This window comes from Tenacibaculum sp. ZH5_bin.1, from assembly GCF_042865525.1.
GTDB classification, from domain to species: domain Bacteria; phylum Bacteroidota; class Bacteroidia; order Flavobacteriales; family Flavobacteriaceae; genus Polaribacter; species Polaribacter mesophilus.
The window spans coordinates 40,940-60,802 of the sequence record NZ_JBEGIO010000003.1; the positions used below are offsets into that span (position 1 = coordinate 40,940).

At 32.4% G+C, this 19,863-nt stretch carries 18 protein-coding genes; 7 read left to right on the plus strand and 11 right to left on the minus strand.

Annotation, left to right across the window (positions count from 1 at the left end; genetic code table 11):
• Positions 1–61: 61 nt before the first annotated feature.
• The 6 genes from ABHQ57_RS10405 to ABHQ57_RS10430 all read left to right on the plus strand — a co-directional run bounded on the left by ABHQ57_RS10405 (position 62) and on the right by ABHQ57_RS10430 (position 8,369).
• Positions 62–229, plus strand: coding sequence for an Arc family DNA-binding protein (locus tag ABHQ57_RS10405; protein ID WP_073184483.1), 168 nt, complete (start codon positions 62–64; stop codon positions 227–229).
• Positions 230–325: 96 nt separating this feature from the next.
• Complete coding sequence (locus tag ABHQ57_RS10410; protein WP_389863632.1) at positions 326–3,520, plus strand: WD40/YVTN/BNR-like repeat-containing protein; 3,195 nt, start codon at positions 326–328, stop codon at positions 3,518–3,520.
• Between the two features lie 43 nt (positions 3,521–3,563).
• Positions 3,564–5,483, plus strand: a complete 1,920-nt coding sequence (locus tag ABHQ57_RS10415; protein WP_167714184.1) for an alpha/beta fold hydrolase — start codon at positions 3,564–3,566, stop codon at positions 5,481–5,483.
• 131 nt (positions 5,484–5,614) lie between these two features.
• Positions 5,615–6,274, plus strand: coding sequence for a DUF2490 domain-containing protein (locus ABHQ57_RS10420; protein ID WP_167714185.1), 660 nt, complete (start codon positions 5,615–5,617; stop codon positions 6,272–6,274).
• A gap of 42 nt (positions 6,275–6,316) precedes the next feature.
• The gene (locus ABHQ57_RS10425) at positions 6,317–7,624 is read left to right on the plus strand and encodes a DUF819 domain-containing protein (RefSeq protein WP_167714186.1); all 1,308 of its coding nucleotides are present in this window, start codon (positions 6,317–6,319) and stop codon (positions 7,622–7,624) included.
• Positions 7,625–7,664: 40 nt separating this feature from the next.
• Positions 7,665–8,369: a DUF4369 domain-containing protein gene (locus tag ABHQ57_RS10430; RefSeq protein WP_167714187.1), complete on the plus strand. Its 705-nt coding sequence runs from the start codon at positions 7,665–7,667 to the stop codon at positions 8,367–8,369.
• A 67-nt stretch (positions 8,370–8,436) separates the two neighbouring features.
• Here ABHQ57_RS10430 and ABHQ57_RS10435 read toward each other — a convergent pair whose 3' ends face one another.
• Entirely contained in the window at positions 8,437–9,273 is an 837-nt protein-coding gene (locus ABHQ57_RS10435) for a universal stress protein (protein ID WP_167714188.1), read from the minus strand.
• 129 nt (positions 9,274–9,402) lie between these two features.
• Here ABHQ57_RS10435 and ABHQ57_RS10440 point away from each other — a divergent pair, with 129 nt between their 5' ends.
• The gene (locus ABHQ57_RS10440; protein WP_167714189.1) at positions 9,403–10,698 is read left to right on the plus strand and encodes a hypothetical protein; all 1,296 of its coding nucleotides are present in this window, start codon (positions 9,403–9,405) and stop codon (positions 10,696–10,698) included.
• 30 nt (positions 10,699–10,728) lie between these two features.
• On the opposite strand, the gene ABHQ57_RS10445 is transcribed toward ABHQ57_RS10440, so the two are convergent.
• The 10 genes from ABHQ57_RS10445 to deoC form a co-directional block, all read right to left on the minus strand.
• Positions 10,729–11,427, minus strand: a complete 699-nt coding sequence (locus ABHQ57_RS10445; RefSeq protein WP_167714190.1) for a sulfite exporter TauE/SafE family protein — start codon at positions 11,425–11,427, stop codon at positions 10,729–10,731.
• Positions 11,427–11,873 (minus strand): FixH family protein, encoded by a 447-nt coding sequence (locus ABHQ57_RS10450; RefSeq protein ID WP_047790120.1) that lies wholly within the window; start codon positions 11,871–11,873, stop codon positions 11,427–11,429. Before ABHQ57_RS10450 ends, ABHQ57_RS10445 begins: the two co-directional genes overlap by 1 nt.
• Positions 11,874–11,949: 76 nt before the next feature.
• A complete protein-coding gene (ccoG, locus tag ABHQ57_RS10455) occupies positions 11,950–13,371 on the minus strand; it encodes a cytochrome c oxidase accessory protein CcoG (RefSeq protein WP_159613875.1) in 1,422 nt (473 codons plus the stop codon).
• A 38-nt stretch (positions 13,372–13,409) separates the two neighbouring features.
• Complete coding sequence (locus ABHQ57_RS10460; protein ID WP_159613873.1) at positions 13,410–14,333, minus strand: cbb3-type cytochrome c oxidase N-terminal domain-containing protein; 924 nt, start codon at positions 14,331–14,333, stop codon at positions 13,410–13,412.
• A gap of 14 nt (positions 14,334–14,347) precedes the next feature.
• On the minus strand, positions 14,348–14,515 hold the full coding sequence (locus ABHQ57_RS10465) for a cytochrome c oxidase subunit IV (RefSeq protein WP_047790117.1): 168 nt from the start codon (positions 14,513–14,515) through the stop codon (positions 14,348–14,350).
• A 5-nt stretch (positions 14,516–14,520) separates the two neighbouring features.
• Positions 14,521–16,722, minus strand: a complete 2,202-nt coding sequence (ccoN, locus tag ABHQ57_RS10470; protein ID WP_167714191.1) for a cytochrome-c oxidase, cbb3-type subunit I — start codon at positions 16,720–16,722, stop codon at positions 14,521–14,523.
• Between the two features lie 33 nt (positions 16,723–16,755).
• A complete protein-coding gene (gene ccoS / locus ABHQ57_RS10475) occupies positions 16,756–16,920 on the minus strand; it encodes a cbb3-type cytochrome oxidase assembly protein CcoS (protein ID WP_073184498.1) in 165 nt (54 codons plus the stop codon).
• Between the two features lie 123 nt (positions 16,921–17,043).
• The gene (gene hemN / locus ABHQ57_RS10480) at positions 17,044–18,405 is read right to left on the minus strand and encodes an oxygen-independent coproporphyrinogen III oxidase (RefSeq protein ID WP_047790115.1); all 1,362 of its coding nucleotides are present in this window, start codon (positions 18,403–18,405) and stop codon (positions 17,044–17,046) included.
• Positions 18,406–18,458: 53 nt separating this feature from the next.
• Positions 18,459–19,157, minus strand: a complete 699-nt coding sequence (gene deoD, locus ABHQ57_RS10485) for a purine-nucleoside phosphorylase (protein WP_073184502.1) — start codon at positions 19,155–19,157, stop codon at positions 18,459–18,461.
• A 39-nt stretch (positions 19,158–19,196) separates the two neighbouring features.
• Entirely contained in the window at positions 19,197–19,862 is a 666-nt protein-coding gene (deoC, locus tag ABHQ57_RS10490; protein WP_253680758.1) for a deoxyribose-phosphate aldolase, read from the minus strand.
• Between the last annotated feature and the right edge of the window lies 1 nt (position 19,863).

A 19,863-nucleotide genomic window follows, 5' to 3' on the forward strand; every position in this document is an offset into this window, starting at 1 on the left:
TTTGAAATTGTATTTTTGTAACCATTTTTGCGTTTCAAAAAACACTATTATAAAACACAACATGGCAAAAAAGAAAGCTTTTGCACTCCGTATTAATGAAGAAATGTTAAAAGCCATTGAAAAATGGGCTTCCGATGAGTTTCGATCTACTAATGGGCAGATTGAATGGATGCTTATGCAAGCACTTAAAGAAGCCAAAAGAGAACCTAAAAAGAAAGAAGAAGAATAACAAATCTTAAGAACTTGTTAAAAAAAACGTCCAATTTTATTGGACGTTTTCTATTTTGTACATTGTACAACCTTAAATTACAAGCAACTAACTCTTATGAAAAACCTTTTTTATCTACTATTTATAACCTTCTCTTGCGCTACTTTTTCTCAAGAATTCTCAATGGATTTAGTCAAAAACATGAAACCAAGAAACATTGGTCCCGGTGGAATGAGTGGACGTGTCACAGCCATTGATGTTGTTGAATCCAATCCTGATATTATGTTTGTTGGTACAGCTTCTGGATGTATTTGGAAATCTACTTCAGGAGGCATTAAATGGGAACCTATTTTTGATAAAGAAGTAACAGCCTCTATTGGTGCTTTAGCCATACAACAATCAAACCCTAGTGTAATTTGGGCAGGAACAGGTGAGGGAAACCCTCGTAATAGTTTAAATGGTGGTTACGGAATTTTCAAATCTCTTGATGGAGGAAGATCGTGGAAATCGATGGGGTTAGAAAAAACACGTCATATACATCGTGTAGTGATACATCCAGACAATCCAGACATTGTTTACGTTGGTGCTATTGGATCACCTTGGGGTGAACATAAAGAACGTGGTGTGTATAAAACTACCAACGGCGGTAAAACTTGGAAACAAATTTTATTCAATAATAATAAAACCGGTGCTGCAGATTTAATTATGGATCCATCCAATCCAAACAAGCTAATAGCTGCTATGTGGGAACACAAACGTGATCCTTGGTTTTTTAAATCAGGAGGTAAAGGAAGTGGTTTATACATTACCCATGATGGTGGAGAAAACTGGAAAAAAATTACCGAAAAAGAAGGTTTTCCAAAAGGAGAATTGGGGAGAATTGGAGTAGCAATCGCTCCCTCTAACCCTAACACTATTTATGCTTTGGTAGAAGCAAAAAAGAATGCCTTATACAAAAGTGAAGATGGTGGTTTTTCTTGGAAAAAAATTAATGATAAAAAAGGCATCGGAAATCGCCCTTTTTATTATTCAGAAATTTACGTAGATCCCCAAAACGAACACAAATTATACACTGTTTTCACCTATGTAAATGTTTCTATTGATGGAGGAAAGAACTTTAAGCAACTCATGCCTGCTTATGGTGTTGATAATGGTATTCACCCAGACCATCACGCTTGGTGGATTCATCCTAAAAATGGAAAATTCATGATTGATGGAAACGATGGTGGAATGAATGTTACCAAAGATGGAGGTAAAACTTGGCGTTTTATTGGGAATTTGCCTGTTGCACAATTTTATCATATTAATGTAGATAATGAGTTTCCTTACAATGTGTATGGCGGTATGCAAGATAATGGCTCTTGGCGCGGACCTGCTTATGTATGGAAAGACCAAGGAATACGAAATTCATATTGGCAAGAAATTAGTTTTGGTGACGGTTTTGATGTTGTTCCAGACAAAGACGACTCGCGTTATGGCTGGTCTATGAGTCAACAAGGTTATGTATCTCGTTACGATTACAAAACAGGTAATAACTATACTGTTCGCCCAACACACCCTGATGCTACTATAAAACTACGTTTTAATTGGAATGCAGCTATTAATATTGACCCGTTTGATAACAGCACTTTATATTTTGGAAGCCAATTTGTACACAAATCAACCGATAAAGGTTTAACGTGGAAAGTAATTTCTCCAGACTTAACTACGAATGATAAAAGTAAACTCAAACAATCAGAAAGTGGTGGGTTAACCATGGACGCTACCGGAGCAGAAAATCACTGTACTATATTAGTAATTGAACCTTCTCCCCTAGAAAAAGATATGTTATGGATTGCTACGGATGATGGACAAGTACATATTACTAAAAATGGAGGTACAACTTGGACAAATGTTGCCAAAAACTTGAAAGGTTTACCTGAAAATAGTTGGATTACGCAAATAAAAGCATCTAATAAAAATAAAGGAGAAGCTCTACTAGTTGCTAACGATTATCGTCGTTTTAACTATAAACCTTATGCATACAGAACAAAAGATTACGGAGCAACATGGGAACGTATTGTTGATGAAAGCGATGTAAAAAGCTTTACACAATGTATTATCGAAGACCCAATTGAGCCAAATTTACTATTCTTAGGAACTGATGACGGTTTATATATTTCTATCAACGCAGGAAAAAAATGGACAAAATGGACGGAAGGCTTCCCTACTGTTCCTGTAAAAGATTTAGTAATTCACCCAAGAGAGCACGATTTAGTTATTGGCACTTTTGGTAGAGCTGCTTGGGTGTTAGATGACATTCGTCCGTTAAGAGCAATAGCTAAAAACAAAAACATTCTTACCAAAAATATTGAGTTATTCACACCTCCAACAGCATATCAAGCAGCATACCAACAACCCACTGGTAGCCGATTTGGTGCTGATGCTATGTTTAATGGAACTAATAGAAGTCGTGGTGCTTTGGTTCAATTTTATGTGAATAAACCGAAATCAACAAAAAAACCTGAAGTAAAAGGCAAAGATTCTATTAAAAAAGAAGACGAGAATACCATAAAATGGGATTCTATCAAATTTGAAGTTTTTGATGGTAACAGACTTATTAGAACCCTTAAAAGAAAAACTCCCAAAGAAAATGGTATTCATAAAGGTGTTTGGTTTATGAGTGAAAAAGGTGTTGCCAGACCTTCTAGAACTATCAGGAAACAAAAAAGAGAACCTAGAGGTGTTCGAGTAAAACCTGGAACCTACAGCATAAAAGCTACCTTTGGTAATCAAACATCAGAACAAAACATTACTGTAAAATTTGACCCAAGACTGCATATTTCTCAGAATGCAATAGATCAAAAATATGCAGCAGCCAAAGATCTAGAAGCTCAGCAAAAAATTATAACTGATGCAGTAAAACAGTTAGTTGAGAGTAAAAATATTGCAAATAGTTTCAACCAAAAACTATCTAAAAAAGACAAAAAGCTTTATAAAGAATCAATTAAAGATTCTAAAGATATTATTAAGAAAATAGATACACTTTTAGCTGTTTATTTAGGAAAGGTAGATAAAAGACAAGGGATTACACGAAATCCAGAAGTAAATATTATTCAACGTTTAGGAACTGCTAGTAGATATGTGAATAGTAGATTTAGCGAACAAACTTCTACAGAAAAACAGTTAATTATTCAATTTAAAGAGGCATTAAAACCTGCTTTAGAAAAAACCAATGCTTTCTTTAATAAAGATTGGAAAGAATATAAGGCAGAAGTTGAGAAAATAGATTTATCTCCTTTTAAAGAAACCAAGCAGTTTAGCTTAGAATAAAAAAACTATTAAAAACCGAAATTAATAACCCAAACACACACTTATGAAAAAACATTTCTTATTACTTGCCATTGCCGTTTCGGTAATTGCTTGTAAAACGGATAAAAAAGAATCTGTTAAAACCAGTACAGCTCCCAAAAAATATTCTATTGAGCAAATGATGGATAACGAAAACGTTTTTGGTGGAAGTTTTTCTCCTGATAATTCTAAGTTACTTGTAACTAGTAATCGTTCGGGAATCTATAACATGTACACCGTTTCAACATCTGGAGGAGAATTTGAACCTATTACAAAATCAGATAGTTCTTCCGTTTTTGCAACATCTTATTTCCCAAAGGATGAAAGAATGTTATTTAGAATGGATAATAATGGAGATGAAATTTATCATATCTTTTTAAGAGAACTTAACGGTGATATTAAAGATTTAACACCTACTAAAGGTGCCAGAGCAGGCTTTTTTGGTTGGGCTAAAGACGAAAAGAGTTTCTTTTTCACTTCAAACGAAAGAGACAATCGTTTTATGGATCTCTATGAAATGGATGTGGAAACGTTTACTCCAAAAATGATTTATGAAAATAAAGAAGGTTATAACGTAGCAGCAATATCAAACAATAAAAACATACTAGCCCTAAGCAAAACGGTTAATACTAACGATAGTGATTTATTTTTGTTTGATAGAACCACCAAAGTAATCACCAAAATTAACCTAACATTGAGTGGTAATTCTGCTGCTGATTTTTCTATCGATGATACAGAGTTCTACTATACAACAGATGCTGAAGGTGAATTCGCTACCTTAATGAAATATACAATTAGCACTAACCAAACAGAAAAAGTATTAGCCAAAGATTGGGATATTTCCGGAAGCTACTTTACAAACAATGGTACCTATAGAGTAACATATATTAATGAAGATGCTAAAAACGTCATTGAAGTTTATGATGTCAAAGCTGGTAAAAATATTGAGCTTCCTAATGTTGATGGAAAAAGTATTACTAGCGTTGGTTTTTCTAGAGACGAAAGTATGATGCGTTTTTATGCTGGTGGTTCTAATACTCCTTCAAACTTATATGTGTATGACTTAAAAACAAAAAAACAAACGCAGCTAACCGATGTGTTAAATAAAGAAATTAATCCTGCTGATTTAGTAAAAGCGAAAGTAATTCGTTACCCTTCTTTTGATGGAGTAACTATTCCTGCAATTTACTATGTACCTCATCAAGCTTCAGAAGATACTAAAGTTCCTGCTTTAGTTTGGGTTCATGGAGGTCCTGGAGGACAATCACGTCAAAATTTTAGTTCAAGAATTCAATATTTAGTAAACCATGGCTATGCTGTTTTAGCGGTTAACAATCGAGGTAGTAGCGGATACGGTAAAACCTTTTTTACTATGGATGATTTAAACCATGGAGAAAAAGATTTGCAAGATTGTGTAGAAGGGAAAAATTGGTTAGCAAAACAACCAGAAATTGATGCTGAAAAAATAGGTATTATTGGAGGATCTTACGGTGGTTATATGACCATGGCTGCTTTAACATACACTCCAGAAGAATTTGCTGTTGGTGTAAACATTTACGGAGTTACAAACTGGATGCGCACCTTAAAAAGTATTCCATCTTGGTGGGAATCTTTTAGAGAAGCTTTATATAAAGAACTAGGAGATCCACACTCTGCAGACTCAATAAGGTTGAAAAGAATTTCTCCTTTATTCCATACAGACAAAGTAACCAAGCCATTAATGGTATTACAAGGAGCTAAAGACCCAAGAGTTTTACAGGTAGAATCTGATGAAATTGTAGCTGGTGTTAAGAAAAATGGAGTTCCTGTAGAATATGTGCTGTTTGATGATGAAGGGCATGGTTTTGTTAAAAAGGAAAATCAAATAGAAGCTAATAGTAGAATCTTACAATTTTTAGACACCTACTTAAAGAAAGAAGAACCTATAAAAAACGACCAATTATAAAAGAACTTTAACAATATAACTTTTCATAAAAATTATTGAGTTTATATTTTTGTCAATACAACATAAAATCTCCCGTATATTTATTTATGTGGGAGATTTTTAATATGACAAAGAACTACAACACTATTATTATGCGAAAATTATTCTTATTAATTGTCTCTTTACTTTCATTAAACAGTTTTTCACAAAATCAACCTGATCCAACCAAAGAATTAGGGGTTTGGTACATGTATAACGGATCACACCAAATTTCAGATAAATTTGGTTTAAAATCTATGGCACATTTTCGCTTTTTTGAAGTTGGAGATGACATGCAGCAGTTTATCGGGCGTTTGGGAGCTAATTATAAGTTCAATAAAAATATCAACGCTACTATAGGGTATGCCTTCTTAAACACTGATGAAACTTTTAATGTTAATGCAGGCGACTTTAACGAACATCGTATTTATGAAGACCTAAATGTAAATCATAAAATAGCTAGTTTAAACCTGGTACATCGTTTTAGAGGTGAACAACGTTTTTTTAAATCAACTACCAGTAATTTCTTTCGATATCAACTTGCATTGGGACATCCTATCAATGAAAAATGGTCTACATACCTATACAATGAAACCTTTTTAGATTTTGAGGGAGAAGCTTATAATCAAAACTGGTTTGGAGCTGGTTTTAAATATAAAGTATCTGACGTAGTTAAGCTTCAAGCAGGATATCAACTAATACATGTAAACGAGGTTGGTAACTTTAATAGAATTCAATTAGGAGTTGCAATAAGTACAGATCATAGAAAATAGAACTAACTAATATTTCATACTTTAGCGACAAATTATTTTTAAATGGAAGCACCTCTTTTTACAAACGATGCAATCGTATTTGGTATTTTAATGATTTCGTTAGGTTTTGTATTTTATACAGAATCAAAAACCTCAGGATTTTGGCCTAAGTTTTATAAAATAGTCCCAGGTTTATTCATGGCTTATTTTATCCCTGCAATATTTACTACTTTAGGAGTTATTTCTCCAGAATGGGAAACTACCAGTGCTGCTGGCGAAGTCGTAAAAAACAAATCACAACTATACTATGTTTCTAGTAGGTTTTTATTACCTGCTGCCTTAGTTTTAATGACATTAAGTATTGACTTAAAAGCTATTTTCAACTTGGGCTCAAAAGCTTTAATCATGTTTTTTACAGGAACTGTTGGTATTGTTATTGGAGGACCAATTGCCATTTTATTAATTTCTACTGTTTCACCAGAAACAGTAGGAGGAGCTGGATTTGATGCTGTTTGGAGAGGACTTTCTACCTTAGCTGGTAGTTGGATTGGTGGTGGAGCTAACCAAACTGCTATGCTAGAAATTTATCAATACAATCCAGCTAAATATGGAGGAATGGTGTTTGTTGATATCGTAGTAGCTAATATTTGGATGGCTATCATTTTAATTGGAATTGGTAAAAAAGACAAAATAGATAAATGGTTAAAAGCTGATACTTCAGCTATTGAAGATTTAAAACAAAGAGTTTCTAACTTTACACAAAGTGTAAAAAGAACTCCTACTTTAACCGACTTTATAATTATGCTTGCCATTGCTTTTGGTACTGTTGGTTTTGGTCATTTTGCAGGAGCGTATTTAAGTGACGTTTTTGCTTCGTTAACAGCAACTATGGAATCTCAAACTACAAAAAACATTTTCTCTTTCTTAGGATCAAACTTTTTCTGGTTAATTAGTATATCAACAATTGTTGCTGTTGTTTTATCTTTTACGAAAGCTAAAAATTATGAAGGCGCTGGAGCTAGTAAATTAGGAAGTATTTTTATTTACGTACTAGTAGCAACTATTGGTATGAAAATGGACTTAACGCTAATTTTTGATAATTTCAATTTAATTTTTATTGGTTTGGTATGGATGGCAATTCATGCTGGATTATTAATCTTAGTAGCTAAATTAATTCGCGCTCCATATTTCTTCTTAGCAGTAGGAAGTCAGGCAAATGTTGGTGGGGCTGCATCTGCCCCAATCGTAGCGCAAGCTTTTCATCCATCTTTAGCAACTGTAGGTGTTTTATTAGCTGTTTTCGGATACGCTATCGGTACCGTAGGCGCAATCCTATGTACAATTTTAATGGAAATAGCCTCAAAAGTTTAGGAGAAATCTGCATATTTGCAACAGACAAATTTTGAATTCAATGAAGAAAATTATTGCTCTTTTCGCAATTGCACTTGTTGCTTTTGCTTGTTCCTCTAAAAAAGAAGGAAACATGGTTGTTAAAGGTCAGATTAAAGGATTAAAAAAAGGTACTTTATATCTTCAAAAGATGAAGGACACATTATTGGTATCTGTTGATTCTATGGCGTTGTTAGGTGATGATAAATTTATATTAACAGATAATGTTGAGTCTCCTGTAATGTATTACTTAACTTTTGATGGTAATACAACAGATAAACACATTATGTTTTTTGGGGAAGAAGGTGAAATTACCATCAACGATAAAATTGAAGAGTTTGGTTTTAAACCTGAAATTAAAGGTTCTAAAAATCAAGAAGTAATGAATGAGTATCGTAAAATAAACCAACGTTTTATGGAGCAACGTCTAGATTTTGTAAAAAAAGAAGTAGAAGCTCGTCAAGCTCAAGATGAGGTACAATTAGAACAAGTAGAAACAGATTATAAGAAAATGGTACGTCGTCGTTTCTTATTCTCTACAAACTTTGCTATTGCAAACGCTGATAGTGAAGCTGCACCATACATTGCATTATCTGAACTATATGATGCTAACATTCAGCTTTTAGATACTATTAATAATAGTTTAACTGATAAAGTTAAAAATTCTGAATACGGTAAACGTTTACAAAAGTTTGTAGATGATATAAAAACTAAAGAAGGAAAGTAAATATTCTTTTCTTTAAAAGAAGTAAAAAAGCTCATTCAGTTTGAATGAGCTTTTTTACTTTTATATTCTAAATTTTAAAAGACAATACTGGTAACTTACTGTGATTGGCAATATCTTCTGAAATACTACCTTCAAAAAAGTGTGCTATTCCTTTTCTACCATGCGTAGCTACTACTAAAACATCTGAGTTTATTTTGTCTGCATAATAGAACACTCCCTTTTCTACAGAATAATCAGAAATTATTTTTACTTTATGAATGTTTTCATCATAACTTTCATTTGTTTGATTAAAAAAATGCTTCATTCTTTCTTCTAACTCTTCGGTGCTTTTAAACTTAGACGTTGGTGTACTTACATATACCAGCTCCATATCTGCATTAAACTTCTTAAGAAACTCTTTCGCTTCCATATATGGTTTTACATCGTCATCAGAAAAATCACAAGCAAACAGTATCTTTTCTATCTGTTTTACTATCGGTTCCTCTTTTATTACTAATACAGGTACATGCGCATAACGGATTACCTTTTCTGTATTAGAACCAATAAACATTTCTTTTAAACCACTAGCTCCTTTAGATCCCATAACAATCAAATCTGCTCCTTCATTTCTTGCCAACTGGTCTATTTCGCTAAAGATTTTAAAATGCTTTATAATTGGGGTTACTTTTATACCCGATAAATACTCTTTCTCTAAAAATTCTGCTAACTTTTTCTCAGACATTTGTAAATAAAACAACATTTCTTGTTGTAAATAACTTTCTGATCTACTTAAAACAGCATTAGATAACTCAAGCATATGTACTACCAACACCTCAGCGTCTGACTTTTTTGCTAAAAAAGCTGCTGTTTGTAAAGCATTTTCAGAATATTCAGAAAAATCAACTGGGACTATAATTTTTTTCATGATTAATTACTTTTAGGTTCTACGTCTTCTATAAAGTTACCTAAATTTTGTCAGTAAAGCTATGATTTTTGTCACTTTATAAACCACTATATATTCTATACATTTGCTTTCTTAAATTTTACATTTGTTATGGATAAAAACTCTTCTAAATTTGTAGGCGTTGTTGTACGTGCCTTTATTTCTTTAATGGTCGTTTCTATTTTAGGTATTTTATTAAAGTTTTTTATTACCATACCCAATCGTATTTTTTTTAATAGATCTATAGCATATACTAGTACACATTATTCATATAAACCAGGACAAAATGGATGGACTTTTGATTTTTTTGTATTAAACAATGATGGTTTATATGTAGCCTTACCCTTACTTCTAGTGATTTTTATTGCTTTAGTTTTTTACTTTGGAGTATTTTCTGCTATTGCAACATTTTTAAATTTTAAAGCACAAAACACGCAATTAGCCAAAAGAGATTTTATTTTAACACTACTTGTTGTTAGCTTCTACTTTATGCCCAAATACATAAATATTGATTCTTTTTTAAACATCAATGAAAGAGGTGATTATGTACTTAAAGAGCGCATATATAATCCTAATAATGAAATTTGGGAAATAGGTGTTCAAAAAATAAGAGGTAACTATATTAAAGAACATAAAACCGTAAGCAATGACTCTTCATTTTTAGTTGTAAGAAAATTTAACACTAAAAAAATAGATACAGTTTTATTTGAAAAATTAGTTATTCCAGGCAATAATGTTTACGTTTTTAGTGCAAAAGATACCTTATGGTTATTTGAAGCTTCTAATAATTATATAAAAGCTTTTAACATGGTTAACAGCAACATGGTTATAAAAAACAAAGAAGATTTAAACCGTATGATGCCCAAAAAACATCAAAAAAGTGGTATTGCCGAATTAAGTTATTCTCCTGCTCAAAAAAATAGTGTCTATGTAAAAACTAATTACGGTGAGGTATTATACTTGCATACAGATGATAATTTAATTACTGATAGATACAAATACACTAACAGCACATACTATCTAAGACGCATAAACGAACATAGATATAAATTATATGCAAAAAAGAAACAGCTAGCTACCACCTTACAAGAAACTATCTTTTTAAATGCTGAAATTATTTCTTATAGAAATAATGTTGTTGTTATTAGACACAAAGTCAACATAAAAAAAGAAACTCCTTATATCATTTCAGCATATGATACTATAACAGGAAATAAACTATGGGATTTTAATGAAGAAAACAATCCTTTTTTAAATAATGCTCATGGTAAAGTTACTGTGAATGCAACTTTTTTACCAAACAAAACAATTCTTAGTTTTTATGATGTTTTTACATTAAAAGGAAATGTAATAATAGACAATCAAGGAAACTATATAAAACAGGAAATTAACATAACCAACTATTAAACAAGTTTTTTACACTTTTCAAAATTATGATTAATGGCAACCATCAACTGAATTATGAAGATCAGACACAGGAAGTGGAGAAACATAAGGTATTCCTAACCCTAGTCCTCTAAGAATAAACAATACTCCAATAATAATTACAACATAAGGTATTGCTTGTTGAATTCTTTTTCGCATCAAACCATTTGCAAAATTCCCTACATAAACCACTGCTGTCATTAATGGTATTGTTCCTAATCCGAAGAGAAACATATATATACTTCCTGATAACATATTAGTTGTACTCAACGCTCCAAAAACTGCCATATAAACTAATCCACAAGGCAAAAATCCATTTAGAAAACCGATGGTAAAAAAAGTATCATTTCCTTTTTTCTTTAATTCTTTCCCTAAAGAAGACTTTACTTTCATTACCAATTTATTTATTGGATTTGAAAAGTTATATTTCTGAAAAGTTTTAGGTATTAAAACTGCAAAAATCATTAATACACCAACAATAATTGATAGTTGTTGCTGAAACCCAAAAAAATAAAACCCTTTACCTAGTAAACCAAATAAAAAGCCTATTAAACTATAAGTAAATAAGCGTCCTAAATGATAACTAGTTATTTGAAAAAACTGTTTTACTTTATTCGTTCTGTCTACAGGTAACATAAAGGCTATAGGACCACACATGCCTATACAGTGAAAACTACCTAATAAACCAAATATGATTGCTGAAAGAAACATTAAAACACTAACTCTTTCTGAAATAAATAATCTTTATTTTTGTAGTTCCAGGAAACTGTTATGTTCCAACGACCACCCAACAAACGTTTCTCAGGCACGAGCAAATATGTTTCGGAGATCGAAATAGGTATTTCGAAATCCAATTGTTTATCAGATGGTCTGTATAGGAACACTTTTCCTTTTATATCTTTAGGGTTAAAGTCCGTTGGAAAATGGACTTTAATTCCTTCAGTTACTTTTTCTATTTTAATATTCTTTTTTAATGCTTTCGCATTTTTAGTAGCATCTAATTTGTTCTGAAATTCTAATTCTTGTTGGTAGTATTTTTCAGTTACTAAATCGTGATTAAAGTTTTTACCTGTACTCATCGTAATTACGAAATACATAATAAAGCCTATAAATCCTATTATTGCTATTACTATACCCGTGCCCCAGTTTAGTTTCATTTTAATTTGTTTTTAGTCTTTGGTTCTTAATCTTTATTCATACTTACTCCTAAAAGCTAATGAACTTTAGACTGATTTATCTATAACTTCTTGGTCCTAAAAAGTTGGTTGTAGTAGTTTCAATAAGTTTATCACCACTATACACTCCTATTTTTAGTTTTTCTTTTTCATTTTTCATTTCAGACTGATGTAACTCTATAAATAAGGTTCCTTCTGCTAATCCTTGTTTAGGTACTTCAAAATCTTGATGTGTTACTGTTTCTATTTTTCCTTTATGAGATAACAATTTATAACTCACATTATCTATTTGTTTTGTTGTTTTATTTACTACTTTAAAAGTGTAAATATTACTAATAACTCCGTTTTCTTTGTGTTGATACAACTGACCTGGCAATCGTAAAATTGTTGCTTCTACATCGTTCCTCAAAAACAGCATCCCTATTAAAATTCCTATTAAAATAAACAAAACTGCTGAGTACCCTTTCATTCTTGCAGTGAATTTAAAAGGTGCTTTCTTTACAATATTTTCTTCACTTGCATAACGAATAAGTCCTTTTGGCAACCCTACCTTTTCCATCATATGGTCACATTCATCAATACAAGCTGTACAGTTTACACATTCTAATTGCGTACCGTTTCGAATATCTATTCCTGTAGGACATACATGCACACATTGAAAACAATCTATACAATCTCCTTTTCCAGACGCTGCTCTATCTTCTTTTTTATTAAACTTTCCTCTCCCTGCTTTTCCTTCTCCTCTTACATGATCGTAAGCCACATTAATAGTTTTATTATCTAACAGCACTCCTTGCAGTCTACCATAAGGGCAAGCTATAATGCAAACTTGCTCTCTAAACCATGCAAAAATAAAATAGAAAACTCCTGTAAAAATTAGCAATGATATTAAAGTACTAATATGGTCTAATGGGTTACCTGTTATGTAACTTATTAATTTATCACTTCCTATTAAATATGCTAAGAAAACGTTTGCTATAATAAAAGAGATGATAAAAAAGACTATCCATTTTAAGACTCTTTTTCTTATTTTTTCTGCATTCCAAGCTTGTTTTGCTAAACGAATTTGTTTTCCTCTATCTCCCTCTATTAAATATTCAATTTTCCTAAAAACCATTTCTAAGAAAATAGTTTGCGGACAAATCCAACCGCAAAAAATTCGACCAAAAACAACAGTAAATAGAATGATAAACACCACTCCTATTATCATTGAAATCACCATTAAATGAAAGTCTTGTGGCCAAAAAGGAAATCCGAAAATGTTAAATTTACGTTCTAAAACATTAAATAGTAAAAACTGATTTCCGTTAATTTTAATAAACGGTGCTAGTAATAAAAACGCTAATAAAAAATAGCTTATATAGCTTCGATACTTATAAAACTTTCCGCTTGGTTTTTTTGGAAACACCCAAGCCCTTTTTCCTTCATCATTTATAGTACCAATACTATCTCTGAATTGTTCGTTTTTGGGTGTTTCCATAATCAACTATTAAAAACTAATTTGTAACTTCTATTTTTTTATTGAATACTATCTTTTACTTGCTCTTCTACTGGTTCTGCAACAGTTGATGCTTGACCTTCTTCTTTATATAACTCTCCTTGAGGTTCTTTTGGTTTTGCTGGAGTAGTTCCTTGTAAAGAAATTATATAACTCGCAACCTTTTGAATGTCTTTAGGTTTTAATGTTTTGTTCCAAGCAACCATACCTTTACCGTCTCTACCTCCATTAGCAACTGTATTAAAAATATTCTTCATTCCTCCTCCTAAAATCCAATACTCATCTGTCAGATTAGGTCCTATACCTCCTCCTCCATCAGCCATATGACATGCTGCACAGTTTAAATTAAATACAGCTTTACCTCTACTTAAATCGGCATCAGAAGTTAATACTGTAGCAGTTTCTGCATCAATAATAGCTTCCTTTGAGTTTGATTTAAATGCTGCTAATTCTCTTTTAGCTTCTGCTACTGCTTGAGCATACTCCATTTCTTGGTTATCTGCTCCTAATACATGATATCTTATTAAATATACTGCTGCAAAAATGATTGTTGCATAGAACATATATAGCCACCATGGTGGTAAGTTATTGTCTAACTCTTTAATTCCATCATAATTATGATCAAGAATAATTTCATCTTCTTGCTCAATTGCTTTGGCCTCTGTCCATTTACTAATAAGTTTTTTAGCCCAAGCCCATTTATCAACTTCTTCTGGTTTAATTCCATCTTTTTCCATTTGAAGTTGCTCTGCTCTTTGCTGAGCCACAATATTTAAAACTTCTTTTAAAACTACAACAGTTATAAGCCCTACAATCGCTATCCAAACTAATGGGTGTTCATATAGACTAAATGGATTTTGATATGATTTAATTGCAGTAGCAATAGCAAAAAAGGTTACTGCAACAAAAATGATATATACTATAGACTGAAAATATTTTTTCATCTTTTTAAATTTTACTAATTATCTAAAGGCAATTCACTTACCCTACTTATATATTCTTTCTTGGCTGTAAATACCCACCAAAACAACACTACAAAAAATGTAAAGAATATGGTTAGTGAAATAATTGGGTATATTTCAATACCTGCAATAGTTTCCATATGATTTTTTACAAACTTTAACATAATTTCTAGTTTTTAGCGCTTAATTGGTCTTGAACATCTTTAATCTTAATATCGGTACCTAATCGTTGTAAATAAGCGATTAAGGCTACGATTTCCCTATCTTTCATTTCTATGAAAGTTTGTCCATTTTCTTGAGCATACTTTTTATCTGCTTCATAGTTTGTTGCAAAGTCTGGATCAGCATACAAGTTCTCTTGAATTATAGCTCCTTGCTCTTCCATGCTTGTTTGTGCATTTGCAATATCTTCTTCCGTATAAGGAACTCCTAAGCTAACCATTGCTTTCATTTTGCTTTCGGTATCACTCTTATCTAACTTATTTCTTACTAACCATTGGTATGCTGGCATAATAGATCCTGGAGATGTACTTTGTGGATCATACATATGATTTAAATGCCAACTATCGTTATACTTTCCTCCAACTCTTAATAAATCTGGACCTGTACGTTTAGAACCCCATAAAAACGGATGGTCGTATACAAACTCTCCTGCTTTTGCAAATTCTCCATAACGTTCTACTTCCGATCTAAATGGACGTACCATTTGTGAGTGACATCCCACACATCCTTCACGGATATAAATATCTCTACCTTCTAATTCTAGAGGAGTATAAGGTTGTACGCTTGTTATTGTTGGAATATTAGATTTTACTAATAATGTTGGAATAATTTGAACAACTCCTCCTATTAAAATCGCCACTGTAGCATATATAGTTAATTTTACAGGCCTTCTTTCTAACCAAGTATGCCAACCTTCTTTAGAAGTTCTGTATTTAGATACTTTTGTTAATGCCGCTGCTTCTGCTAGTTCATCTGTTACTCCACTTCCTGATCTTACCGTTTTAACAATGTTATATAACATTACAAATGCTCCAAGGATAAATAAGCTTCCTCCAATAGCACGCATCCAATACATTGGAATAATTTCGTTTACTGTTTCTAAGAAGTTACCATAAGTTAACGTTCCATCTGGATTAAACTGTTTCCACATTGAAGCTTGTACAAATCCTGCAACATACATTGGTAGCGCATACATAATAATACCTAAAGTTCCAATCCAGAAATGGAAGTTAGCCAATGCTGTAGAATATAATTTTGTTTTGAACATTCTTGGTACTAACCAGTATAACATACCGAAAGTTAAGAATCCGTTCCAAGCTAAGGCACCTACGTGTACGTGAGCAATAATCCAATCACTAAAGTGCGCAATTGCATTTACATTCTTTAACGATAACATTGGTCCTTCAAAAGTTGCCATACCATAACCTGTAATTGCAACTACCATGAATTTTAATACTGGATCTACTCTTACTTTATCCCAAGCTCCACGAAGTGTTAGTAATCCGTTAATCATACCTCCCCAAGATGGTGCAATTAACATTACTGAGAACGCAACTCCTAAATTTTGAGCCCAATCTGGTAATGATGTATATAATAAGTGGTGAGGCCCTGCCCAGATGTAGATAAAAATTAATGACCAAAAGTGCACAATAGATAACCTATATGAATATACTGGACGATTAGCCGCTTTAGGAACAAAGTAGTACATTAATCCTAAGAACGGAGTCGTTAAGAAGAATGCCACAGCGTTGTGTCCGTACCACCATTGTACCAGTGCATCTTGAACCCCTGCATACACAGAATAACTTTTCATGAAACTTACTGGCAACTCTAAACTATTAAAAATATGTAATACTGCTACGGTTACAAAAGTTCCTAGGTAAAACCAAATTGCTACATATAAATGACGTTGTCTTCTTTGTAAGATTGTCCAAATCATGTTAGCACCAAAAGCCACCCAAACTAGGGCTATGGCAATATCGATTGGCCATTCTAATTCAGCGTATTCTTTTGAAGTGGTATACCCTAGCGGAAGTGTTATGGCTGCTGCAACAATTATTAACTGCCATCCCCAAAAGTTAAAGTTACTTAAAAAATCACTCGCCATACGGGCTTTCAGTAATCGCTGTAGTGAGTAGTAAACTCCTGCAAAAATGGCATTTCCAACGAATGCAAAAATTACTGCGTTCGTATGTAATGGTCTTAAACGTCCAAAACTTAACCACGAAATACCGTCAGTTAAATTTGGGAATAAAAACATAAAAGCCAATAACAATCCCACTGAAAAACCTACTATTCCCCATAGTAAGGTTGCGTAGATGAATTTTTTTACGATCTTATTATCGTAATAAAATTGTTGCATTTCCATAATCTATTTGAATTTAATATCTATTGTTAATTGTTAGTTCTTTGTTTCCTCTTTTACCAATTCATCATCAAACAACATGCGAACCGACGGCGTGTACGAATCATCGTACTGCCCTTTTTTTACTGAAACAATAAATGCTATAAAGAAAATAATAGCCACTAAAATACTTAGTGATAATAGTAAGTAAATAACGCTCATATCTTGCCTGATAATTATAGTTCAAAGATACTTGTGAAGATTTTCTTAAAATATGACTTTTGTCATGTTTCAAGTTTTTTACACAAAAAAACTCGAAGATTTTTTCTTCGAGTTATTTGTTGTTTAAATTGTCATTGAAAACAGTTGGGTTTCAGGTTGTTTTTTGTGTAACTTTTTATCAAATGCCATACAAATATTACGCACATAGGGTCTTGCCTTTTCTGGAACGGTTAACTTACTCCCTTTTATAGAAACCAAACCATCAGCCATCATTTCTTCTAATTTTTCTATATGTGTTTCTATATTTTCAATCTGTAACTGCTCTTCTTCCCACGAAGTGGAAAAGTGACACATGATATTTAAAATATGTTTTCTAATTTTTAAATCTTCTTCAGATAATATATGCCCTCTAAACACAGGGATTTCTCCTTCGTTTACAACGCTTTCATACTCTTTTACCGTTTTTACATTTTGTGCAAACCCGTACCAAGAATCAGATATTGACGACATTCCTAAACCAATCATTAATTGTGTTTTATTGGCGGTATACCCCATAAAATTACGATGCAACGTTTTCTTTTTTGTGGCTTCATACAAGCTATCAGTAGGTAATGCAAAATGATCCATTCCTATTTCTATGTAACCCATTTCTGCAAACAATTTCTTTCCTATTTCATACAACTCTCGCTTTTCTTCATTTTTTGGTAGGTCATCTTCATTAAATCCTCGCTGTCCAACTCCTTTTACCCACGGAACATGCGCATAACTATAAAACGAAATTCTATCAGGTTCTAGCTCTTTTGTTTTATTAATAGTATGAATTACATTTTCCTTGGTTTGAAACGGAAGTCCAAATACCAAATCGTGACTGATAGATGTATATCCTATTTCTTTTGCCCAATTATGTACGTTTTGAACATTTTCAAAAGGCTGAATTCGATGAATTGCTTCTTGTACTTTTGGATTGTAATCTTGCACTCCAAAACTTACTCGTGTAAATCCTAAGTCATACAAAGTTTGTAGGTGTTCTTTTGTGGTGTTGTTTGGATGCCCTTCAAAACTAAATTCATGATTGGGATGTTTTTCTGCGTTCATAAAAATCCCATCAATTAATCTTTTTAATTGTTTTTCTGAAAAGAATGTTGGAGTCCCTCCTCCTAAATGGATTTCTTTTATTATAGGTGTTTCATCTACCAAATTAACATATAACTGCCATTCTTTTAAAACAGTTTCTATATACGGATCTTCCATTTCATGACGTTTTGTTATATGTTTATGGCATGCACAAAACGTACATAAACTCTCGCAAAATGGTAAGTGAATATATAAGCTAATTCCTTCTGATGAGTTACTTTCGATAAACGATTGTTTAAAAGTTTTAATCCATTTTTCTTTTGAGAAGCTATCATTCTCCCAATACGGAACGGTTGGATAACTTGTATATCTTGGTCCTGGAATATTATATTTTTGAATAAGTGAATTCATATTCTATGCTACTGTTTTGTTTCATTCTTTATCAAAACCTCTTAAAATGACGATTAAGCCAATTCTAAAGCGATTTCAATCATTTCTTTAAAGGTTTGTTCTCTTTCTTCAGCAGTTGTTCTTTCTCCAGTAACTAAACTATCTGAAATGGTTAAAATTGACAGTGCATTTACTTTGTGTTTTGCTGCAACAGTATATAATCCATTTGTTTCCATCTCAACACAAAGCACCCCATAATCTGCCCACTTTTTATAGCTTTCAAATTCATCAGCATAAAACTCATCTGAACTTAAAATATTTCCTGATTTTAGCGGAATTCCTTTGTTTTTTGCTACATCAACTGCTTTTTGGAATAGTTCAAAACTTGCTGTCGGCGCATAGTCGGCTCCGTTGAAACGTATGGTATTTAATCCAGAATTTGTCGATGCTGCCATGGCTATAACAATATCTCTAATTTTTACATCTTCTTGATAAGAACCAGCTGAACCTACTCTTATTAAATTTTTAACTCCATACTCTGTAATTAATTCATGACAATAAATTAATGTGGAAGGAATTCCCATTCCAGTTCCTTGAACAGATATTCGCTTTCTTTGATACGTCCCTGTAAAACCTAGCATTCCACGAACATCATTGTAACACGTTGGATTTTCTAAAAATGTTTCTGCTATCCATTTTGCGCGCATAGGATCACCTGGTAATAAAACAGTTTCTGCTATTTCTCCTTTCTTTGCTTCTATATGTACGCTCATTCTTTGTTCTTTTAGATTTTGAGTTATTAAAAACTTATTTTAATACTGATTCTTATCTGAAATACCACTCGTTACTAATGAAACACCTGACGAGGTTCCTAAACGAGTTACTCCCATTTCTATGTACCTCTTAGCTGTTTCAATATCTCTAATACCACCAGCTGCTTTTATCTGTGCTTTTCCATCTACAACACTATCCATTATCGCTACATCTTTAAAAGTAGCCCCTCCAGTACCAAAACCTGTAGATGTTTTTACAAAATCAGCCCCGGCTTCTACCGCTAATTGACTTGCTATTTTTATTTGTTCCTTAGATAGATAACAGTTTTCAAAAATTACTTTTAATATATTTTCTCCTATTTCTTCTTTAATCAACCGAATTTCTTTTTCTACATAATTTTCTTCACCATCTAACAACTTACCTATATTGATAACCATATCTATTTCAGAAGCTCCATTTTTTATACATTCTTTGGCTTCAAAAATTTTAGCTTTGGTAGTCATTGCTCCTAAAGGAAAACCTACTACAGCTGCTATTTTTACATCCGAACCTTTTAACTCTTTGGCTGCCAATTCTACATAACATCCATTTACACAAACTGCATAAAAGTTATATTTTTTGGCCTCATTACACAGCTTTACTATATCTGCTTTAGTTGCTGTAGGTTTTAATAAAGTATGATCTATATATTTATTAATCTGCATC

Coding starts and splice junctions, on each gene's coding strand:
- ABHQ57_RS10420 (WP_167714185.1), top strand. CDS start 5,615: ATGCGAAAATTATTCTTATTAATTGTCTCTTTACTTTCATTAAACAGT.
- ccoN (WP_167714191.1), bottom strand. CDS start 16,722: ATGGAAATGCAACAATTTTATTACGATAATAAGATCGTAAAAAAATTC.
- deoC (WP_253680758.1), bottom strand. CDS start 19,862: ATGCAGATTAATAAATATATAGATCATACTTTATTAAAACCTACAGCA.
- ABHQ57_RS10460 (WP_159613873.1), bottom strand. CDS start 14,333: ATGAAAAAATATTTTCAGTCTATAGTATATATCATTTTTGTTGCAGTA.
- ABHQ57_RS10415 (WP_167714184.1), top strand. CDS start 3,564: ATGAAAAAACATTTCTTATTACTTGCCATTGCCGTTTCGGTAATTGCT.
- ABHQ57_RS10450 (WP_047790120.1), bottom strand. CDS start 11,873: ATGAAACTAAACTGGGGCACGGGTATAGTAATAGCAATAATAGGATTT.
- ABHQ57_RS10435 (WP_167714188.1), bottom strand. CDS start 9,273: ATGAAAAAAATTATAGTCCCAGTTGATTTTTCTGAATATTCTGAAAAT.
- ABHQ57_RS10430 (WP_167714187.1), top strand. CDS start 7,665: ATGAAGAAAATTATTGCTCTTTTCGCAATTGCACTTGTTGCTTTTGCT.
- ABHQ57_RS10440 (WP_167714189.1), top strand. CDS start 9,403: ATGGATAAAAACTCTTCTAAATTTGTAGGCGTTGTTGTACGTGCCTTT.
- ABHQ57_RS10465 (WP_047790117.1), bottom strand. CDS start 14,515: ATGTTAAAGTTTGTAAAAAATCATATGGAAACTATTGCAGGTATTGAA.
- ABHQ57_RS10445 (WP_167714190.1), bottom strand. CDS start 11,427: ATGTTTCTTTCAGCAATCATATTTGGTTTATTAGGTAGTTTTCACTGT.
- ABHQ57_RS10425 (WP_167714186.1), top strand. CDS start 6,317: ATGGAAGCACCTCTTTTTACAAACGATGCAATCGTATTTGGTATTTTA.
- deoD (WP_073184502.1), bottom strand. CDS start 19,157: ATGAGCGTACATATAGAAGCAAAGAAAGGAGAAATAGCAGAAACTGTT.
- ABHQ57_RS10405 (WP_073184483.1), top strand. CDS start 62: ATGGCAAAAAAGAAAGCTTTTGCACTCCGTATTAATGAAGAAATGTTA.
- ccoS (WP_073184498.1), bottom strand. CDS start 16,920: ATGAGCGTTATTTACTTACTATTATCACTAAGTATTTTAGTGGCTATT.
- ccoG (WP_159613875.1), bottom strand. CDS start 13,371: ATGGAAACACCCAAAAACGAACAATTCAGAGATAGTATTGGTACTATA.
- ABHQ57_RS10410 (WP_389863632.1), top strand. CDS start 326: ATGAAAAACCTTTTTTATCTACTATTTATAACCTTCTCTTGCGCTACT.
- hemN (WP_047790115.1), bottom strand. CDS start 18,405: ATGAATTCACTTATTCAAAAATATAATATTCCAGGACCAAGATATACA.